Origin of the sequence: Micromonospora sp. NPDC005257 (assembly GCF_042872445.1) — a bacterium.
Classification (GTDB): Bacteria; Actinomycetota; Actinomycetes; order Mycobacteriales; family Micromonosporaceae; genus Micromonospora.
The window spans coordinates 313,529-329,820 of sequence record NZ_JBIAKL010000001.1 but is presented as its reverse complement, the minus strand read 5'-3'; the positions used below and the strand labels follow the sequence as shown (position 1 = coordinate 329,820).

Sequence of the window (16,292 nt, the reverse complement as noted above, 5' to 3'; positions counted from 1 at the left end):
GGGGACGCCTCCAGTGCTCGAAGTGAGGACAGCCTAACCTCAGCTTCGGAAGCGACCGAGGCGGGTGGCACGGCTCACCACGGCCTCCGCCAGCGGGGCCCGGTGACCGCCGGTAATGTTGATCAGGACGAGAGTGCACCCATATGTCCGCTGCCCCAGAGGAGCGACCATGCTCGATCACGCGTCCGGCCGAATCGACATCGCCCGCCTCCAGGAGACGCTCGACGGACCGTGGTCCGAGGTCCGCCAGGCCCACCGCAAACACCTCGACGACCGCTTCCTCCCGGTCTACGGCGAGACCGGCGACCAGGCACGCGAGCGGATCACCCGGCTGCTCGGCGAACTCCCGGTCGAGCTGGGCATCGCCGCGGGCTTCCCGGCCGAGTACGGCGGCCGGTCCGACGTGGGCGCCTCGATCGTCGCCACCGAGATGCTGGCGCAGGTCGACCTGTCACTCATGGTGAAGGCCGGCGTGCAGTGGGGCCTGTTCGGCGGCGCGGTCGCCGCCCTCGGCACGAAACGGCACCACGACGCCTACCTCCGGGACATCGTCGAGGGCCGGACCTTCGGCTGCTTCGCGATGACCGAGACCGGCCACGGCTCGGACGTGCAGCAGCTGCGCACGACCTGCGTGTACGACCCGCAGACGCAGACCTTCGACCTGCACACGCCGCACGAGGCGGCGCGCAAGGACTACATCGGCAACGCCGCCCGGGACGGGCGGATGGCTGTGGTCTTCGCCCAGCTGGTCACCGGTGGACACCGCCACGGGGTGCACGCGTGGCTGGTGCCGATCCGCGACGAGCACGGCAAGCCGATGCCCGGTGTGACCATCGGCGACGCCGGGGCGAAGGCCGGCCTGCTCGGCGTCGACAACGGGCGGCTCAGCTTCGACCACGTGCGGGTGCCGCGGGACATGCTGCTGGACCGGTACGCGCAGGTGGCCGAGGACGGGACGTACTCCAGCGCGATCGAGAGCGACTCGCGGCGCTTCTTCACCATGCTCGGCACGCTGGTGCGGGGCCGGGTCAGCGTGGGCGGCGCCGCGTCGGCGGCCACCAAGGCGGCGCTGGCCATCGCGGTGCGCTACGGCGACATCCGCCGCCAGTTCAGCGACGGCGACGGCGACCGTGAGGTGCTGCTCAACGACTACCTGGCCCATCAGCGCAAGCTGCTGCCCGCGCTGGCCACCACGTACGCGCTGCACTTCGCCCAGACCGAGCTGGTCGCCGCGCTCGACGAGATCCAGGGCGGCGACGGGCCGGTCGACGAGCACCGGCAGCGGGAGCTGGAGTCCCGGGCCGCCGGGCTCAAGGCGGCGCAGACCTGGCACGCGACACGCACCATCCAGACGTGCCGGGAGGCGTGCGGCGGCGCCGGCTACCTGTCCGAGAACCGGCTGCCCAGCCTGAAGGCCGACACCGACGTGTTCACCACGTTCGAGGGCGACAACACGGTGCTGCTGCAGCTGGTCGCCAAGGGGCTGCTGACCGGGTACCGGGACGAGTTCGGCTCGCTGGACGGCTGGGGGCGCGCCTCCTTCGTCGCCGAGCAGGTGCGCGAGATGGTGCTGGAGCGCACCGCCGCGCGGGCGCTCATCGCACGGCTGGTCGGCGCGGTGCCGGGCCGGGACGACGAGGTCGCGGTGACCGACCGGGGCTGGCAGCTCAAGGTGTTCGAGGACCGCGAGGAGCACCTGCTCGACAGCGCGGTCCGCCGGCTGCGCGGTGGCGCGTCCACCAAGAAGGACCGCCCCTTCGACATCTTCAACGACGTGCAGGACCACGTGCTCGCCGTCGCCGCCGCGCACGTCGACCGGGTCACCCTGGAGGCGTTCGTCGCCGGCATCGACGCCACCGCCGACCCGGCGGTCAAGGAGCTGCTGTCCCGGGTCTGCGACCTGTACGCGCTGAGCGTCATCGAGGCGAACAAGGGCTGGCTGCTGGAGCACGGCCGGCTCACCCCGGCCCGGTCCAAGACGATCACCAGCGTGGTGAACGGGCTGCTCAAGGAACTGCGGCCGTACATGCGCACGCTCGTGGACGGCTTCGCCATCCCGGACGCGTGGCTGCACGCCGCGATCCTGCGCGAGGAGTCCGGACGCCAGGAGGAGATGGCCGCGCACGACGCCACAGCCGATCCGCGGACAGCCGCCGCCTAGCCGGCCGCTCCGCGGCCCGCGCCTGACCGGCGCCCGGCCGCCGGTCAGGCGCCGGGGGCCGGCGCGGGTCGCTGTCGTACCGGCGGATCCGGCGCCCCGGCCGGGTCCGCCGCGGCGGCCCGCGACGCGGCGTACCCGCTCGCGCCGATCGCCAGGTACAGCCCACCGAACAGCCAGAACGCGGCGAACAGGAAGCCGCGCCCGGTCATCGCGAGGGTCATGACGATCGCGCCGGCCAGGGCGGTCACCGCGTAGCCGGCCCGGATCCCGTACGCGCACAGCGCGCCGACGGCGAGTGGCCCGGCGATCCACAGCGCCGCGCCCACCCAGCCGACGCCGACCGAGCCGCCCGCCGACGCGACCGCAACGAGCACGCCGGGCATCGCCACGAAGCCGCCGGTCAGGTAGTGCCACCACCGTCCACCGGCGCCGCGCCGCATCGCCCACGGCACGAGCGCCGCCGCACCGGCCACCAGCGCGAGCGGGAGGTAGTACAGGCCGATCTCGCCGGACGCGCAGGCGAAGAGCGCCAGCACCGCCGCACCGGCGAACCGGGCCGCGCCGCGGACCCGGTCGGGCAGCACCAGCGGCGCTGCCGCGAGGAGCGCCGGCAGCACCGTGAGCAGCGCGATTCCGGGACCGAACCGGCGGACGACGCCCTGCTCGCCGGACTCGGCGCCGAGCGGCTCCACCGGCACGGTGGACGGCAGCAGGAAGCTCACGCACACGGCGATCAGCACACCGGCCGCCACCGCGACCACTGAGAGCATCCGGGCGGTCCGCTCCGCGCCGTGCCGGACCGGCAGGCCCAGTTCCTCCCGCGCCTGGGCCGCCACCGCGTGCGGCTCGCCGAGCCCGGCGAGGATCTCGGCGATGTCGCGTCCACTGTCCAGCGCGTCGGCGATGTGCGCGCGGACGTCCGCGACGATCTCGCCCGCCGCGTCCGGCGGGACCTCGGACAACTCCGCGTCGAGGGCCCGCAGGTAGGTCTCCGCCGCCGCCGGGAAACCGTCGTCGCTCATGTCTCCTCCGCCATCAGCTCGTCCACGTGCGGCTGGATCTCCCGCCACACCCCCGCGAACAACCGCAGGTGCGCCCGCCCCTGATCGGTGATCGTGTAGTACCGCCGGGCGTGCCCCTGCTCGGGCGCCACCCACCGGGTCTCCACGGTGCCCGCCTGCCGCATCCTGGCGAGCAGCGGATACAGGCTGCCCTCACTCGCGGTCAGGCCACGGACGGCGAGCCACTCGGCCAGCTCCAGGCCGTACATGTCGCGTCTCGCGAGCAACGCGAGCACGCAGTACTCCAGCACGCCCTTGCGGATGTTCGTGGTGATCCGCTCGCGTGCGCCGTCCATGCGTCGCAAGATACCTTGCTATGCAAGACATCTGCGCAAGGGGTCCGTGGGCCGGGCGGCAGGCATCGACCGGCATGCATTGACACATTTCGTTACGGCGGTGATAGTAACTGCAAAGCTCCCGCCGGTCCCTCCGCGGGGACGCACCCGGCGGCGCCACGTCGACGTGGCCGACACACCGCCACCACCACCTCCCAGGGAGCGCCGTCACGACGTCCCTGGAGGACGCATGAGAACAAGATCGAAGATCTACGCCGGGTTGGCGGCCGCCGTCGTCCCGATCGCCTCGGTGATCGTGTGGCTCGGCGCGACACCGGCGAGCGCCGCGATCGGCGGCTCGGGGCCCTACCCCGCCGACTACGAAACCTCGTCGAGCCTGCCCAACCACACCATCTTCCGGCCCCAGACGCTCCCGTCCGAGCGCCTTCCCGTCCTGGTGTGGGGCAACGGCGCGTGCTCGGCCAACGGCCTGTCCCAGGGCAACTTCCTGCGCGAGATCGCCTCCCACGGCTTCCTCGCCATCGCCAACGGCGCACCGAACGGCTCCGGCTCCACGAACTCCCAGATGCTCACCCAGTCCATCGACTGGGCGGTGGCGGAGAACTCCCGGTCGGGCGGCAAGTACTACAACCGGATCGACACCACGAAGATCGCCGTGGCCGGGTTCTCCTGCGGCGGCCTGGAGGCGTACGCGGTCTCCAACGACCCGCGCGTCACCACCACCGGCATCTTCAGCAGTGGCCTGCTCAACGACGCCGACGACTACCAGCTGCGCAGGCTGACCAAGCCGATCGCGTACTTCGTCGGCGGGACCAGCGACATCGCGTACCCGAACGCGATGGACGACTGGGGCAAGCTGCCGTCCGGGCTGCCCGCCTTCATGGGCAACCTGAACGTCGGGCACGGCGGCACGTACGACCAGCCCAACGGCGGTGAGTTCGGCCGGGTCGCGGTGCTCTACCTCAAGTGGCGGTTGAAGGGCGACATCGGCGCCGGCGCCAACTTCGTCGGCCCGGACTGCGGTCTGTGCCGCACCCAGTGGAGCGTGCAGCAGAAGAACCTGACGCTCGACGGCCCGCCGCCCACGACCCCGCCGCCCACCACTCCCCCGCCCACGACTCCGCCGCCCACCACTCCCCCGCCCACGACTCCGCCGCCCACCACTCCGCCGCCCGGCGGGGCCTCCTGCACCGCTGTCTACGCCGTCCAGGACCAGTGGAACGGCGGCTTCGTCGCCAACGTGACGGTGACCGCCGGGAACGCCGCGCTGACCGGCTGGCGGGTGACGCTCACCCTGCCCGGCAGCGCCGCGATCAGCTCACTGTGGAACGGCGTGCCGAGCGGCACCAGCGGCACCGTCACGGTGGCCAACCAGAGCTACAATGGAGGGCTCGGCGCGGGGCAGACCACCACCTTCGGATTCCAGGGCACCGGCAGCGGCGGCGGCGCCACCGCCACCTGCGCCGGCAGCTGAACCACCTCGGCCGGGGGCCGGCGCCGGACGCCGGCCCCCGGCGGGGTGAGTATCGTCTCGCCGGGACGCCCGGCCGACCGCCGGTCCCTCGTCGACGGTGCGGACCGGCCCTCGGGAAGACTCCCTGCTAGCGCCACCGCCGGCGATCCGCGACGAACACCACGCGCACCGGAAAGCGCTGCGCCGTATGCTTTTCGGCCATCCACACGAAGTTGACATGGCAGATAGTTGGGCTAGGGTTCCGCCGAACGGTTGTCACCGCGGCAGGTATCCGGTCACCACGAGGACGGCATGACGGCACAGCGCAGTGGCTTCGACATCCGCTTGCTGGGCAGTCTCCGGATGACGTACGCCGGGCGGGAACTGCCACTGCGCTCGGCTCAGCGCCGGGCCGTCTTCAGCGCGCTGGCGCTCACCCCGGAGCGGGGCCTGTCCCGGGACGAGCTGATCGCCGCCGTCTGGGGTGAGCATCCACCGGCCAGCGCGAGCGGCAACCTCTACACGTACGTCTCCGCCCTGCGCCGCATGCTCGAACCGGACCGCCACAGGTGGTCCTCCGGCGGGGTGCTCACGTCCGAGGGCGGCAACTACCGGCTGCACGTCGACGCCGATGCGGTCGACGTGCACCGCTTCGAGCGGTTGCGGGAGCGCAGCCGCGCGCCGCGCGCCGCCGGGGACACGGCCGGTGAACTGGCCGCGCTGGACGCCGCGCTGGCCGAGTGGCGGGGCGACGAGGCGCTCGTCGGCGTACCGGGACCGCGAGCCGCCGGCCATCGGATCCGGCTCGGCGAGCTCTACCTGACCACCGTGGAGCGCCAGGCCGAGCTGTTGCTGGGCCTCGGACGCGGCGGCGAGGTCGTCGACCGTCTGCTCGCGCTCGCCGGCCGCCACCCGGCCCGGGAGAGCCTGTACGCGGTGGCCATGCGGGCGCTGGCCGTGCAGGGGCGTACCGCCGAGGCGCTGGCGCTGTACGCCACACTGCGGGACCGGCTGGTCGAGGAGGCCGGCACCGAACCCGCCGCCGCGCTCCGGCAGATCCACGAACAGCTCCTGGGCGGGAACCCGGCGCCGGCGCGCGCCCCCGGTCCGGCGCCGTCCCGGCACCCCGGCTTCCGGGGCCGCTCCGCCGCGCTGGCCCGCCTGCGGTCGGCGGTCACCGGCCTGGCGGTCGGACGCGGCGGCAGCGTCTGGGTCAGCGGCGAGGCCGGCATCGGGAAGTCCGCGCTGCTGGCCGAGGGACTGAGCGGCGCGGCCCCGCTCGGCGTCCGGGTCGGCTGGGCCGTCGGCGACGAGCTGGCGTACCGGATGCCGTTGAGCATCGTGCTGGAGTGCCTGTCCCTGGGCGACGACGGCCTGCCCGCCTCGTTGCACGCCTGCACGGGCGGGGCGCCACCGACCATGACGGTGATCGACACGGTCCAGCGGTTCGTGGTCGCGCGGTGCGCCGAGCGGCCGCTGCTGCTGGTCCTCGACGACCTCCAGTGGGCCGACGACATGTCGCTGCTGGTCTGGCACGCGCTGCACAAGCTCACCACGCGGCTGCCGCTGCTGCTCGTCTCCGCCGCCCGCCCGGTGCCGGCCGGGTACGAGGTGCGGCTCCTGCGCCGGGTGCTGCCCCGCGACGGCACCGCGCTGATCGAACTCGGCCCGCTGGACGACGACACGGCGGCCGGCCTGGTACGCGCCTGGTCCCGCCCGCCCGGCCCGGGTCTGGGCACCGCGCGCTCGTTCGTCGCGGCGGCCGCCGGGAACCCGTACTACCTGCGGCATCTCGTGCTCGCCGACCGCGACGGCCGGACCGCCGACACGCCCGGACCGGAACTGACCGACGCCGTCTCCCGTCACCTGCAACCGCTCGCCGACGACACCCGCCAACTGCTGCGGGCGATCGCGTTCCTCGGCAACAACTACCTGGTGACCGACCTGGCCGCGGTAACCGGCAGGTCGGCGCCGGAACTCCTGCCGGCAGTGGAGGAGGCGCTGGCCGCCGGGCTCCTCGTCGAGGACGGACGCCGCCTGCGGTTCCGGCACCCGGTGATCCGCCGGGTCCTGCGCGGCGCGATCCCGACCGCGCTGCGGGTGCTGATGCACAGGCAGTTCGCCCAGCGGCTCGCCGAGGCCGGCGGCGATCTCGGCCGGGTCGCGGGTCAGTTGCTGGCCGGGCCGGTGCCTGTCGACGCGTGGGTGCAGGACTGGCTGATCGCGCACGCCGCGCAACTGAGCGCCACCGCCCCCGCGCCCGCGATCGCGGTGCTGCGGCACGCCGTCTCCGCACCCGGCCTCTCCGCGCCGGCCCGTGAGCTACTCACCGCGCAGCTGGCCCGGGTGCTGCACCGCAGCGGGCTGCCCGCCGGAGCCGAGGCGAGCTGGGTGTCGGCCCACACCGGGGACGCCGCGAGGCGCGCCGAGATGGACCGGATCGCCGTCGGGACAGCGGCCACCGGGCAGCGGTGAGAAGACTGCGTGTCACCGTTCTGGGGCCGGTACGCGCCTGGAACGGCGAGGTCGAGATCGACCTCGGACCGGCCCGGCGGCGGGCCGTGTTCGCGGTGCTGGCGGCGAACGCCAACCGCCCGGTCACCCGCGGCGAGCTGATCCGCGCGCTCTGGGGCGAGTCGGCGCCGAGCACCGCGGCGGGCAACATCTACACCTACGTCTCGGGGCTGCGGCGCAGCCTCGGCCCGGCCGGCGGGCTGCTGCGCTCCGGCCGGACCGGCTACACGCTGCGCCTCGAACCGGGCGCGCTGGACGCCGACCGGTTCGAGGCGCTGTGCGAGGCAGCCGGGGCGCCGGCCGCCGCCGGGCGGCCCGGGCAGGCCGTGGCCCTGCTCGACGAGGCGCTCGCGCTCTGGCACGGCGAGGCGTACGGGAACGTCACCGGACCCTTCGCCGACCTCGACCGGCACCGCCTGACGGAGCTGCGGATCGCCGCGGCGGAGCGGCGGGCCCGGCTGGTCCTGGCCGGCGGCGGCGACGACGCGCTGATCGCCGACCTGACCGCCCTGGTCCGCGACCACCCGCTGCACGAGCCGTTCCACGAGCTGCTGATGCGCGCGCTGCACCGGGCCGGCCGGGGCACCGAGGCGCTCGACGTCTTCCACGCCGCACGCCGGGTGCTCACGGCCGAACTCGGCGTCGAACCCGGCCCGGCCCTGCGCGGGTTGCAGAGCCGCATCCTCGCCGAGCCCACACCGGCAGTCCAGCCCACACCGGCCGGCCGGCCGGCACCGGCAGCCGCGGCAGCACCGACGGCAGCGGCGGCGCCCGCCGTACCGTCGCGGGGTGCCCTGGTCGGACGCGACGGCGACCTGGCGTTGCTGCGCGGCCCGCTGGACGCGCTGGGCGCGGGCCGCAGCGCGATCGTGTGGATCGAGGGCGAGCCGGGCATCGGCAAGTCCGCGCTGCTCGACGCCGCGCTGGACGAGGCGCGGGCGCGGGGCCACCGGGTCGCGCGCGGCGTCGCCGAGGAACTCACCAGCCGCATCCCGCTGCACGTGATGCTCCGGGCGCTGGACCTGGAGGACGCGCCGCACGAGGACCGGGCCACGGCCGTCGACCGGGTGCTCGACCACGTCCGTGCGCTGACCGCCACGGGTCCGCTCGTGCTGGCCGTCGACCATCTCCAGTGGGCCGACGAGGTGAGCCTGCTGGCCTGGGAGCGGCTGGCCGCGCTGACCCGGTGGCTGCCGCTGCTGCTCGTCGCGACCGCCCGGCCCGAACCCGGTCGCCGCGACCTGGCCCGGCTGCGGCGCGGGGTGAGCACCCGCGACGGGCACCTCATCCGGCTCACCCCGCTGCCCGCGGCGGACATCGAACAGATCTTCGGTACGACGGTGGGCGTGCCGCCCGGCGCCACGCTGCGGTCGCTGACGCCGCTGGCCGCCGGCAACCCGCTGTACGCCCGGGAGCTGGTCGCCGGACTCGTGGCGGAGGACGCGGTACGGGTGGTCGACGGACTCGCCGAGGTCGACGCGCGAGCCGACGAGATGCCGCGCTCGCTCCTGGACACCGTGCGGGCCAGCCTCGACCACCTCTCCCCCGGCGCCCGGGAGGCGCTGCGTTACGCCGCCCTGCTCGGCGGCGAGTTCGCCGTGGCCGAGGTCGCCGCGGTCACCGGACGGTCGCCGTTCGACCTGATGGCCGAGCTGGAGGAGGCGGTCGCCGCCGACGTCCTCGTGGCCGCCGGCAGCGAGCTGGCGTTCCGGCAACCCGTGCTGCGGCGGGCGCTCGCCGCCGGCATCCCCGCCGCGTTGCGCCCGACGCTGCACCGGCACGCGGCACAGGCGCTCGCTGACAACGGAGGCGCGGTCACCCGGATCGCCGAACACCTGCTCGCCGGCCCGCCCGAGGTGGACGAATGGCTGGTGAGCTGGCTGGTCGCGCACGGCGTCGAGCTGTTCCGCCACGCGCCGGAGGCGGGCCGGGAACTGGTGCGCCGGGCCTTGGCGAGCCACCGGCTGTCGCAGGCGCAGCGGGCGACGCTCGCCGCCCTCCTCGACGGGCCGGACCGGTAGCGACCCTCAGCACAGCCCGGGTACGCCGGTGAACCGGCGCGCGGCGGCCGCCGGGACCGGCGTACCCGGGCCGGTACGGCGCGCGAGGTGCTGGCGCAGGGCGGCCAGGGCGAGGGCGTCGAAGCGTACCCGCCCGTCGACCGGCGGCTCCTCCACCGCCAGCTCCCGCACCAGCAGCCGGGCCGGGGCGCCGGCCTCCGGCTCCTGCACCTCGAGCACCGTGAACGCCGTACCGGGGAGGAAGAGGACCCGGGCCGGCACGCCGTCGCCGGTCTCGAACGCGGCGGTGCGCCGCGCCGTGGCCGACCAGATCAGCACCTCGACCGTGCCGGGCAGGTCGGCGGGCGGCTCGGCGAGCGCGTTCGTGAACCCCCAGTCCGTGAGCACCCGGCGCTGCGCGATCCGGCGCAGGTCCGCCGTGGTCAGCTCGGCGCCGGCGTACGCGACGCCGCGATGCACCGGCAGCCGGCGCACGCCCGCCGACACGCACCTGGCGAACGGCACGTGACCACCCGGCGCGGCGGACCGCAGCGCCTCGTCGAGGCCGTCACCGGCGGCCGAGAGGTAGAGGCGGACGGCGGTGGCGTACTCCACCGCGTCGGCGCCGCCGGCCAGCGCCGGATGCGCGGCGAGCACGTCCGCCACGTCTGCGGTGAGGGCGGCGATCTCGCGGCGGAACGCGCGCCGGAACCAGGCCCGCTCCTCGTCCAGGTCGGGTCCGGGGCGTACGCCGCGCGCGTCGTCGCCGGGCGTGCGCTGGAAGCGGACCGGCGCCGGCGCGGGGCGGTGCACCGGCAACGTCATCGTCGGGCCCGTCGCCCACGCCGCGCCGCCGCCGAGCACGGGCCCGGCCACGTCGGGCGCCGCCACGTCCGGCCCGGCCGCGTCCAGCGCCACGCGGCCGAGCCCGGCCGTGTCCGGCCCGGCGCCCTGAAGCCCGGCCACCTCCGGCGCCGGCCCGGGAGGCCCGGCGCCGTCCGGCAGGGCGGCGGGAACGGCCACCCCGTCGGCGGCCACCCCGCCGGTCGACGGCGCGGGTGGACCCGCCACGGCGACGGACACCGGTTCCGGCAAGGCCGCCGGCACCCGCGGCGCGGGAACCGGTCCGGCGGCGTGCTCAGTCGTGGGCCGGTACGTCCCGGCCTCGATCCCGCGAGCCGAGAGCCCCGGGCGTCCCGGCGCCACGACCGAGGACGGCTGCACCGCAGCGCGCCCGCGGGTCGCCGGGTCCAGCCGCGCCGCCAGGTCACCGGCCAGTTCCCGATGGCGGTCGGCCACGGCCGGTGCCGGATCGTCCACCACCAGCCGGGCGCGGTTCGGGTCCATCGGCGCCGCGCGGATCCGGTCGGCGTGCCGGGGCGGCTCGGGGCCACGCAGCCAGAGGCCGGACGGGATCACCTCGACCACCGCGTCGTGGGCGTACTGGTAGACGCGAGGGCCGATCGGCTCGCCGAGTTCCGGCGGCGCGCGGTGGCGCAGGATGCGCGGCGTCACCGCCTTCGCGCCCAGGGTCTCCCGGGGACGGTAGCCCAGTTCCTCGGCGAAGACCTGCCAGCCGGGCCGCCCGCCGGCGTCGACTGTGAACATCGCCGGACCGTCCGGACGGCCGGTGGGCACGCCGGCGAAGACGCGCACCGGGCAGCACAGCAGGTCGGCCAGCGCCTGCCCGAACTGTTCGCCCTCGGGCAACGCGACCGGGCCGTACTGGACGAAGCGGGCGTGTTCACGGCCCTCCGGCGCCAGGCCGCGCCAGAACCGGGCGATGTCGTCCAGGCGCAGCGGCGCCGTTCCGGGGCAGCCCACCAGCACCGGCATCGCGTCCGGCAGGCACGGCATCGTCGCGGTGAGGTGGCTTCCGTGTACGGCGACGGCGGCCTCGTCGCGGCTCTCCCGCAGCCACACGCCGCCGGGTAGCGGCTCGGCGGCGCAGGTCGAGCTGACCGTCAGGTGGTCGACGGCGGCGCCGTCCCAGGCCGGTACGGGATAGCGCTTCGACTGCCAGACCGGCGTGTGGCCGCGCCGGTAGCAGACCCAGCCGCCCAGGTCGGTCGCGTGCACGAACAGCAGTCCCGCCGCACCCGGGATCATCCGCCCGAAGGGCGCGATCACCGGCCGGCCCAGCCGGTCGGAGAGCCACTGGCCGGCGAGCGCCCCGGTCTCCGGACGGGCGCCGCAGACCACCAGCCGGATGCCCCGGCGCAGGCGCTGCCGGCGCAGCTCGGTCGCGACCGTGTCCCAGATGTCGAACGGCAGCTCGTGTTGCAGGTCGAGAATCACGATGTCGTTGTCGGGATCCCGGTCCACCGAGAGCGCGACCGTACGGGCCTCCGTGCTGATCCGTTCGCGGGCGTGCAGCACCAGCGCGTTGCCGACGGTGTGGCGCGTGATCACCTCAGATCATGCCGGAGCGCAGGGCGTAGGCCACCGCGTGCGAGCGGTTGCGCAGCTTCAGCCGGTGGTTGAGGCCGTAGATGACGTTCTTCACCGTACGTTCGGAGTAGCGCAGCTCGTCGGCGATCTCGTTGGTGTCGAAGCCCTCGGCCATCAGCCGCAGCACGTCGATCTCCCGCGCGGTCAGGCCGGAGGCATTCAGCCCGTTCGGGTTGAGCACGTCGCGCTGGAGCCGTTCGATGTGCTTGAGCAACTCGCCCACCAGGTTCGGGGGCAGGACGCCGCCACCGGAGGCGGCCGCCCGGACGCTGTGCACGAGGCGTTCCGCGGTGACCGCCGCGCGCGGCAGGACCGCCACGACGCGGCACTCCACGGCGGTCAGCAGTTCCTGCTCGCTGACCTCCGTGGTGATCAGGACGACCGGGGCGCTGATCTCGGTCGCCGCGAGGCGCAGCATGGCGATCACGTCGGTGGTGAGCCGTTCGGCGGCGACGACGAGGACCTGCGCCCGGGTGCGGTCAGCGCTGTCCAGCAGCGTGATGTCGGAGCACGACCGGAGGTGGGCGGTCAGGCCGGTGTGGGTCAGCGGGTCGGGCGCGTGCACAAAGACGGCAACTTGCTCCACAGCCATCTCCATCACTGTCAGTAGGGGCTGACAGTCTCATGGAGAGTCCTTCAGGAAATCTCCACAGTCTCCCGCCGGATGGCGACAAGGCGTGAAGACGCACGCGTAAGCGCTGGTCAGACTTTTTTCAGTCAGTGAAGATTGATTTCGACGGGGCCCATCTTCTCCGTCGCGAGCTTCCCCGCATTCTCGGCCGCGGCCTGGATCGCCTCCATGATCGCCGTCTGCAACGACGCTGCGTCTCGTCGCTCGTACACCACCGGGTCGACCCGGACGACCTGGACCTTGCCCAGGCCGCTGGCCATGACCACCACTGTGGCGTCCTGCGAGCGGCCGGTGACGATCGCCCGTTCCAGTTCCGACTGCGCGTTGCGCATCTGGTCCTCCAGGCGCTGCGCGTTCTCGATGAACTCCTGGAACGAGGGCGGAACCGGCTTGGACTCGGGCTGCATGCCGGGCCTTTCTGTCTGGGACGGACGGGTGGTCAGCCGACGGCGGCCAGGCCGCCGAGCCGCTCGCCGACCGCCGGGCCGGGCGCGGCCAGGTCGGCGAGCGCGAGGGTACGGGAGCCGGTGCGCCGGGTCAGCGCGAGCGAGAACTGGTGGGCGGCGAGGACGGTGCGCTCGGGTAACCGCCCGGCCATCTGCGTCAGCGCGGCCCGGACGTCGTCGGGCACCTCGTGGCCCCGCCGCACCAGGTGCCGCAGCACGATCGCGGCCAGCTCGTCGGTGCTGAACTCGGGCACCGACCACTGCTGGCCGAACACCTCGTTCACGGCCGGCACCGCTGCCCGCAGGCTCGCCAGCGCCGCCTCCTCGCCGGTCAGCACCACCATCGGGTCACCGAGCCGGGAGCGCATCCGGCCGACCAGCGCCTCGGCGATCTCCGGTGCCACGCCGGAGCCGTCGTCGACGTAGTCGAGCTGAAGCACCCCGCCGGCCGCGTCGTCGAGCACCGCGTCGACGAGGCTGCCGGCCTGGCCGGGCCACTGCGGCGCCAGCTCCCGGCTGGTGCCCACCCGCACCAGGTGACCGACCGGCACCAGGCCCAGCTCGGACAGGCAGGCCGCGTAGAGCCGGGCGTACTCGCTGCGGCCACTCCCGGCCCGGCCGCCGAGCAGCACGTTGCCGGTGCGGCCGGGGCCGCGGCGGCGGTTGCGTCCTTCGCAGAGCTGCAACAGCGTCTGCCCAGCCGCCTCCTTCACCCGCTGCCCGCCGACCAGGCCACAGATCCGCTTCCAGCTCCGGGCCGCGTTTATCGCGCCGGTGGGATCGGTCGCCGCGTCGGGTTGCTCGCCCTGCTCGACCGGCAGGTCCTCCAGCAGCGCCAGCTCGGGCTCGACGTCGGCGGCGGTGAGCCGGTTGAGTTCGCTGTCCTTGGTGGGCGGCGTGGTGGCCAGCCGCGACGCCTGGTTGTTGATCAGCGCCTCGAAGAGCTTGCGCGCCACCCGGCCGTTGCCGAACGTGGCGTTCTTCGGCACCCGCGTGAAGTACGCGGTGAGGGCCTCCACCGCGTCGTCGGTCAGCTCGTAGTAGTGCTTGCTGACCAGGTTCGAGGTGATGGTGACGAGTTCCTCGACGGAATAGTTCGGGAACTCGATGGTGCGGGTGAAGCGGGACGCCATACCGGGGTTGGAGGCCAGGAACTGCTCCATCAGCTCGGAGTAGCCCGCGACGATCACCACCAGCTCGTCGCGGTGGTCCTCCATCATCTTCATCAGCGCGTCGATGGCCTCCTGGCCGAAGTCCGGCCCGGAGCCGCCGGAGCCGCTGGACAGCGTGTACGCCTCGTCGATGAAGAGCACCCCGCCGAGCGCCTTGGTGACCAGCTCGGTCGTCTTGATCGCGGTGGAGCCGATGTACTGGCCCACCAGGTCGGCCCGCGCCGCCTCCACCATGTGGCCCTTGGACAGGATGCCCAGTTCCTTGAGCACCGAGCCGTACAGGCGGGCCACTGTGGTCTTGCCGGTGCCGGGCGGGCCGGCGAAGACCAGGTGCCGGCTCATCGGCGGCATCGGCAGGCCCATCTGGAGCCGGACCTGCGACATCTTGATCAGGTTGATCAGCGCGGTGACCTCCTGCTTCACCCCGCGCAGGCCGATCAGGCTGTTCAACTCGCGAAGCGGCTCGCTCAGCTCGTCCGCGCCGCTCTCCTCCGGCGTACCCCCGGCGTCGGGCGCCGGGAGCGGCGCGGCGGCCGGCGGGCCGGCGGGCGTGGCCTGCGGACGGCCCACAGTCAGCGCCTCGGTGGTCACCGTCGCGCCGGGCGCGCGGCGCACGTCCTCGCCGCCGCTGTCGCGCACCACGCACCGGGTGAGCGCGACCGGCTCCTCGGTGTCCACGCCGATGCCGGCCGCGCCGCTGCCGAGCACCTCCCCGTCGCTCACCGATCCGCGGGAGCCCGCCTCGAAGACGATCCCGTCGGCCCGGGCGTCGCGTACCCGGGTCTGCGTGACGCTCGCCGAGCCGGTGACCCGCAGGCCGTCGCGGGCCGAGCCGACGATCTCGCTGTCGCCGAGCTGGAGCGCCCCCTCGGCCAGCACGCCGGAACCGCGCAGCAGGGCCGCGCGCAGCGTCAGGTCGGCGCCGGCGCCCACCCGGACGCAGGCCGCGCCGGTGCCGGTGAGGCGGGCCTCGTGCACGACGCCCCGCGCCGCTCCGGTCAGCGCGAGCGCCGTCGCCTCACCCGCGTCCACCACGAGGTCGGCGCCCTCCAGCGAGGCGCCGTCCTGGACCAGCACCCCGGAGCCCGTGGTGATCTCGGCGCGCAGCCGCTGGAGCACGACCGCCGACTCACCCGCGAACACGGCCACGTTGTCCCGCGTGCCCCGCACGGTCAGGCCGAGGAAGCGCGGGGCGCCACCGTTGACGGCGACACCCACCGGCGCGTCCTGGATCGTGCAGTCGGTGAAGGTCGGCCGGCCGCCGCCGAGCACCTGGACCGCTGTGTGCCCGGCGCCGGCGAACGTGCAGTTGCGGAACGACGGCGAGGCGCCCTCGGCGATGTGCGCCGACTGCACCGCGGCGCCGGTGAACGTCGAGTCGCTGATCTGCACGTCGGCCTCGCCCCGGACGAAGACGTCGACGTTGCCGCTGCCGGTGACGGACAGGCCGCGGATGCGCGCCCAGGCGCGCTGCTCGACCACCAGGGCGGGCTTGCCGGCTCCGGTGATCTCGCACTGCTCGACGGTGAGCCGGGCGTCGCCGCCGGCGCACACGCTGTTCGCGCCGGCCGTGCGCAGCCGGCAGCGGCGCAGCGTCAGCGCGCTCTGCTCCCCGGCCACCACGCTGCTCGTGACGACGTCGTGGACATCGGTGTCCTCGATCGTGCTCGAACCGGCCGACATCACCACCACACCCGCGCCGGCCGAGCTGGTCACGTCGCAGCCGCGCAACGCGACGGTGCCCTGCATGCGGGCCAGCAGCGTCACCCAGGAGGCCCCGCTGACCCGGCAGTCGTCGAGCGCCACCTCACCCGCGTACACGTCGACGGCGGCCAGCGTGGCGTCGGCGCTGCTGAGCGTGATGCCCCGCAGGTGGGCGCCCTCACCGCGCACGACGAGGACGCTGCCCTCCTCCACGTGCACCTCGACGGTGCCGGGCTGGACCGCGCTGATCGTCACCCGGTCGCCGACCACGAGCTTCTCGACGTACCGGCCGGGATGGACGTCGATCGTGGCGCCGGGCTCGGCGCGGGACAGCGCGGCGCCGATCGTCGGATGGGATCCCGGCCTCCGGTCGCCCACCACAAGAACCTGCCGACTCACCGCG

General features: G+C 74.4%; 10 protein-coding genes. 4 read left to right on the top strand and 6 right to left on the bottom strand.

The window, feature by feature from the left end:
* The first annotated feature begins 169 nt into the window (after positions 1-169).
* Positions 170-2,161, top strand: a complete 1,992-nt coding sequence (locus ACFYO8_RS01250; protein WP_387187996.1) for an acyl-CoA dehydrogenase — start codon at positions 170-172, stop codon at positions 2,159-2,161.
* Between the two features lie 44 nt (positions 2,162-2,205).
* Here the strand turns inward: ACFYO8_RS01250 and ACFYO8_RS01245 are convergent, their stop codons facing one another.
* Both ACFYO8_RS01245 and ACFYO8_RS01240 read right to left on the bottom strand, forming a co-directional pair.
* Positions 2,206-3,183 (bottom strand): HAAS signaling domain-containing protein, encoded by a 978-nt coding sequence (locus ACFYO8_RS01245; protein ID WP_355095807.1) that lies wholly within the window; start codon positions 3,181-3,183, stop codon positions 2,206-2,208.
* Positions 3,180-3,518 carry a PadR family transcriptional regulator gene (locus ACFYO8_RS01240; protein WP_355095809.1) on the bottom strand — a complete coding sequence of 113 codons (339 nt, stop codon included), beginning with the start codon at positions 3,516-3,518 and terminating at the stop codon, positions 3,180-3,182. Before ACFYO8_RS01240 ends, ACFYO8_RS01245 begins: the two co-directional genes overlap by 4 nt.
* 229 nt (positions 3,519-3,747) lie before the next feature.
* Between ACFYO8_RS01240 and ACFYO8_RS01235 the strand changes: the two genes are divergently transcribed.
* From ACFYO8_RS01235 to ACFYO8_RS01225, 3 genes are all read left to right on the top strand, one after another.
* A complete protein-coding gene (locus tag ACFYO8_RS01235; RefSeq protein ID WP_355095811.1) occupies positions 3,748-4,992 on the top strand; it encodes a cellulose binding domain-containing protein in 1,245 nt (414 codons plus the stop codon).
* A 291-nt stretch (positions 4,993-5,283) separates the two neighbouring features.
* Entirely contained in the window at positions 5,284-7,446 is a 2,163-nt protein-coding gene (locus tag ACFYO8_RS01230; RefSeq protein ID WP_354864141.1) for a BTAD domain-containing putative transcriptional regulator, read from the top strand.
* Positions 7,443-9,506 (top strand): BTAD domain-containing putative transcriptional regulator, encoded by a 2,064-nt coding sequence (locus ACFYO8_RS01225; protein ID WP_357708471.1) that lies wholly within the window; start codon positions 7,443-7,445, stop codon positions 9,504-9,506. Before ACFYO8_RS01230 ends, ACFYO8_RS01225 begins: the two co-directional genes overlap by 4 nt.
* Before the next feature lie 6 nt (positions 9,507-9,512).
* Here the strand turns inward: ACFYO8_RS01225 and ACFYO8_RS01220 are convergent, their stop codons facing one another.
* From ACFYO8_RS01220 to ACFYO8_RS01205, 4 genes are all read right to left on the bottom strand, one after another.
* A complete protein-coding gene (locus tag ACFYO8_RS01220) occupies positions 9,513-11,897 on the bottom strand; it encodes a hypothetical protein (RefSeq protein WP_355096103.1) in 2,385 nt (794 codons plus the stop codon).
* Position 11,898: 1 nt separating this feature from the next.
* Entirely contained in the window at positions 11,899-12,534 is a 636-nt protein-coding gene (locus ACFYO8_RS01215) for a response regulator transcription factor (protein WP_354864147.1), read from the bottom strand.
* A 119-nt stretch (positions 12,535-12,653) separates the two neighbouring features.
* Positions 12,654-12,974, bottom strand: coding sequence for a YbaB/EbfC family nucleoid-associated protein (locus ACFYO8_RS01210; RefSeq protein WP_354864149.1), 321 nt, complete (start codon positions 12,972-12,974; stop codon positions 12,654-12,656).
* A 32-nt stretch (positions 12,975-13,006) separates the two neighbouring features.
* Entirely contained in the window at positions 13,007-16,288 is a 3,282-nt protein-coding gene (locus tag ACFYO8_RS01205) for a right-handed parallel beta-helix repeat-containing protein (protein WP_354864151.1), read from the bottom strand.
* Between the last annotated feature and the right edge of the window lie 4 nt (positions 16,289-16,292).